Genomic DNA, 4181 nt, shown 5'->3' on the forward strand with positions numbered 1-4181 from the left:
AATGCGTGATCACCGGGCGGTAGTGACGGAAACTGACGCGAACCTCGAAGGTGCGCTGATGGCGCACCGGCTGCACGCCAGGACCGATGCTGACCTGGTTGCCGGTGATGAAATGGGTGTCGGTCGCGGGGTCGTAGCTCAGCGCGCTCGGGGAGAAGTGCATGGAGACCCGCTCGCGCTTGATCGCATCGACCTGCTCGCCGATGACCGCCATCACGGCGGCACGCAGCGGCGGAGCCAGCAGTGGCTCAAGGGCCTGTTGGATGAAGTCGGCCGAGCGCGCACCGACGTTGCCGAGCAGTTCGGCGACGTAGATCGCCCAGGCCTCCTTGACCTCGCGCGAGGCGCGGTCGCGGGCGACGTTCACCTCGCCTTCGAGGATCGGGGGCACCAGCACGACGGTGCGATCGGCGCGCAGCAGTGCGGCCAGGGTGAGCAGGTTGGTCAGGAGCAGCAGCGCGACTGCCATTCGATGAAAGCGGTTCTCGCGGTTGATGCCGCGCCAGGTCTTGGTCAGGGTGTCGAGTGTCATTGTCACCCTACCCCCCGCCAGCAGCGACTGAAGGGATTCGGGCAACTGCGCGCACCGAGCGGAACCAGGCCGTGCCAGTAGGCCCAGTGCAGCACGAAGCCATCCGGTCGGCTGTCGCGGAAGCGGCCGTAGAGCCTGGAGAGCCCCAGGCCGAGCAGCACGAAGAGCAGCAGACGATCGGCAAGGATGCCGATCATCAGCATCAGGATCAGTGGAATCAGGTCATCCAGGCGCCAGAGCAGCAGTGATGGCGGGTCATCGATGCCGCGTGGCAGGTCGAGGGCATGCATGGGGTTCGCCTCCGGTATGTCGGTGGCGATAGCCTGGCGGGATTGGCGCCGGCGCGCGATGGCGAAAGATCAGCAGATTGCGGCTGATTTGCGAGTGGGTTGCTTGAGCTGCGCAGAAGCAGGCGCGATCGACAGCGAGGCGAACACAAGGCGATTGTTCAGCCTGTCAGGCAGGCTTGTTCCTCGTCCTCGTCAACCACGTTGTAACCTCGCTGCCGGCGCCGCTGGCTGATCCGGGCGATCTCCTCGAGCCCAGCCTCATAGCTCGCCACCGCATTCACGCTCAGACCGCCCAGACGCGAGTGCAGTCCACCCCAATAGGTCACCAGTGTCCAGTCGCCGAAGAGATCGGCGACAAGCTGCGCGTTGTAGTAACGTTGTTTCTCTGGGTTGATCCAGCGCAGACGCATGGGGCAGTACCGAATCCGGTTGGGCCTGCGCGGAGTGTGCCTGCCATACTGCCTGATTGACCAGCAGAACCGCCTTAGCAACAGGGGGGTGCAGATCGATCTGGTCGCGCGCACCGCGGAGGTGTCACTGGCGCCGGGCTGGATCATGCCGTAGGCCTTGGCCACCTGCATCGAGAGATCGGCGATGTGCGAGAAGTTGCTGTCGATCGACAGCCCGAGCAGCTCACAGCCGAGTGTCTGGAAGTCGGCATGGCGCTTGTCGAAGGCGATGAACTCGGTGGTACAGACCGGGGTGAAGTCGGCCGGATGCGAGAACAGCACCAGCCATTGGCCACGGTAGTCCTCGAGGGTCTTGCGCCCTGGGTGGTCGGGGCATCGAAGGCCGGGGCCGGCTCATTTGGCAGGCGATGCAATACAAAGGAACCTGACGATGAAGCGACGCACTTTCATTCAATCCATTGGTGCCGTCGGAGCACTCGGTCTGCAGCAGTTCACCGGCTGTTGACTGGCCGATCGCCGAGGCATAGGGCGCCGCACAGGTCAGAAAGTCGACCCTCCAGGGAACGTACAACGGCGTGCCATCGTCACTGCGAAACACGGGGATATCAGGCGAGAGGATGGCCCACTCGCTGGAATCCGGCTGTGATCGCTTAGCATGAGCGGCATACATCGCCGCACAGCGTGGCATACAGGGCGTTCGAGCGGCAGAGCACCTCCTCTTGTGCGCGGGCACCATTGAGGAAGCCACCGCCAAAGTGAATGCCATCAGCCAGTCTGGGTCAGGAGTTCGTTGCCCTTGGTGCCTATTGTCTCATGTGAACCAGATCAGCCAGGAGCCTTGCAAAGGGTTCGATCTGTCGTCGAACACTGGCGTCCTCCAGCGCGGCGATGTACCGATCTCGCTGCTCCAGTGGTATGACAGTCCAGGGATAGCCGCCTGAGGCGAGCATGAGATTCATCAGAAATCGGCCCATCCGGCCATTTCCGTCCATGTACGGATGGATGTAGACGAACAGGAAGTGACCCAACACGACCCGGACGGAAGGCTGGGCTTCTTCGGCAAGCAGGTCGAAAAAGGCAGGCATCAGGTCGCGGACGGCTTCGCGCCTTGGTGGTACATGCATCGAGCGCCGAATATAGACTTGGTCATTGCGGTATCCGGCCAAGTCACCCGGTCGGACCAGACCGGCGGTCACGCTTGGCGCAAACATCGCTCGATACCAGATGCCGTGATCCTGAGCGACCACTGCCCCGGCGTTCTCACCCGCCAAGACCCGTTTTAGACTGTCATGGACGGCACGATAAGCCTGCCAGTAACCGCGTGCCGCAAGGGCATCGCGTTGCCCCCGATCACCGTCGTTGCCATCAGGATTCCAGTGACCGCTACGCACCTGCTCGATCAACTCAGCACTGACCCGGTAGCCCTCGATGGACAGGGAGTGGTAGGCGTCGGTGGGATAGATATCCTCAACGTCCGCCAGATAATCCTGTGGTTGCTTCGGCAGTCCAGGGGCCGCCGGAAAACGCGTTGCAATGGGCTCTCGCATGGACTCCCACATGAGACGCATGCGATTGACTTGGGGGGAGATGTCACGCCTAGTCAGCAAGGTTGTCGCCGTTGTATCAAACGGATCTTCTAGGCGAATGGTGTAACCAGCCGCTTGCATGGTTGTGACGATCTCTTCAGCCATGCTGCGACGACCGATATTTCGCAGTGCACCAGCGAGGCGACCGGCGATGGTGCTATGCCCCCCTTCAAGCAGCGGGCGAAGCAGATCCGAGGCATCTTTAACCATGGCAAGCGCCGCCCGTGCCTCGGTCGCAAACTGGCGGAAAAAACCGGGTGCACTGAACACTAAGGCTGCACAGGGTGAGTACAGCCTGAGACCGTCCAGTTCGACGGTCTCCTCTGGTTTAGGCATGGCGGCACGGACATCAAGCACGGATGTCCCGTGAAGCAATGTGATGACCTTGTTGCCCCCTTTGGGGGTTCGAACCAGGAGTTGGCCGGGTACCGTTCGGTTTCCGGTATGCAGCAGGAGGGACTGTTCTGCTGAAAGCGACCAAGCGTCACCGAAGCGCTCGCGAAGATAAACGGCACAAAAACCCCAGAAGCTGGCATACCAGATCGTGCTTTCTCCACCAGGTTCACCGGGGTGGGCTGGTATGTACCACCCTTTCATGACCATTCTCAAGAATCCGCCTTTGAGCAAGCGTTCGCGATGAACGCGTGACAGATCTACCGACCGGATCGCGACACCGCCTTCCTTCTGCAGGGTCTTGAGAACCTCAAGTGACTCGGCAAGTTTTTGGGAGGGGGCGACCATCAATCTGCCTCGTTGCTCGAAGCGTAGGCTTCTGGATTATTAGGATAACGCGCTGCGTTTTTATTCGTTTATTATGCTGCCCCATCGTTAGGTTTTCATGTTGATTCACATGCAAACGGATGCGTTCAGAAACGTTGCTCAGAGGATAAGTCGTCGGCTGCAACGATGCTGCAGCGGCCAGCCGACGCACACGGCCCTGATCGATCGGAGCGCGCACGAAGACTCCTGGACCGGGACTGATCCCTCTCAGGCGATTGCTGGGCGGCATCGCGCCGCCCATGATCGCTCCCTGACTCAGAGCGCCTTCTTACAGAAGTACCAATCCGAGCACTCATAGCCCTCAGCCATGCGCGCCTCGGCCTGCTCGGCCGTCGCTGGCGGCGGCACGATGACCTTGTCGCCCGGCTGCCAGGCTTCAGGGGTCGCCACGCCATGTTCATCGGAGGTCTGCAGCGCCTTGACCAGGCGCACGAACTCGTCGATCGAGCGGCCATTGCTCATCGGGTAGTAGACCATGGCGCGCAGCACGCCATTGGGGTCGATGATGAAGGTGGCACGCACCGCGGAGGTATCGCTAGCCCCTGGCTGGATCATGCCGTAGGCCTTGGCCACCTGCATCGAC

4 protein-coding genes and 2 pseudogenes are annotated in these 4181 nt (G+C 61.4%); all 6 read right to left on the bottom strand.

Annotated elements, in window-relative coordinates; all coding sequences use genetic code 11:
- Nucleotides 1–532: TraE/TraK family type IV conjugative transfer system protein (locus VBE63_RS25440; protein WP_323685803.1), on the bottom strand; the 532-nt coding region annotated here is incomplete at its 3' end.
- A gap of 2 nt (nt 533–534) precedes the next feature.
- Nucleotides 535–822, bottom strand: a complete 288-nt coding sequence (gene traL / locus VBE63_RS25445; protein ID WP_323685801.1) for a type IV conjugative transfer system protein TraL — start codon at nt 820–822, stop codon at nt 535–537.
- A 449-nt stretch (nt 823–1271) separates the two neighbouring features.
- Nucleotides 1272–1645 (bottom strand): annotated as a pseudogene (locus VBE63_RS25450) (redoxin domain-containing protein); the annotation flags it as partial.
- A gap of 237 nt (nt 1646–1882) precedes the next feature.
- Entirely contained in the window at nt 1883–2005 is a 123-nt protein-coding gene (locus VBE63_RS25455; protein WP_242479712.1) for a poly(ADP-ribose) glycohydrolase domain-containing protein, read from the bottom strand.
- A 30-nt stretch (nt 2006–2035) separates the two neighbouring features.
- Entirely contained in the window at nt 2036–3559 is a 1524-nt protein-coding gene (locus VBE63_RS25460) for a Fic family protein (RefSeq protein ID WP_323685802.1), read from the bottom strand.
- A gap of 294 nt (nt 3560–3853) precedes the next feature.
- Nucleotides 3854–4181: pseudogene (locus VBE63_RS25465) on the bottom strand (peroxiredoxin); the annotation flags it as partial.

The sequence above is a fragment of the Lamprobacter sp. genome (genome assembly GCF_034860625.1).
GTDB lineage: Bacteria > Pseudomonadota > Gammaproteobacteria > Chromatiales > Chromatiaceae > Lamprobacter.

Excerpts from the sequence above, each read along its gene's own strand:
- VBE63_RS25460 (WP_323685802.1), bottom strand. The coding sequence starts at position 3,559 with ATGGTCGCCCCCTCCCAAAAACTTGCCGAGTCACTTGAGGTTCTCAAG.
- traL (WP_323685801.1), bottom strand. The coding sequence starts at position 822 with ATGCATGCCCTCGACCTGCCACGCGGCATCGATGACCCGCCATCACTG.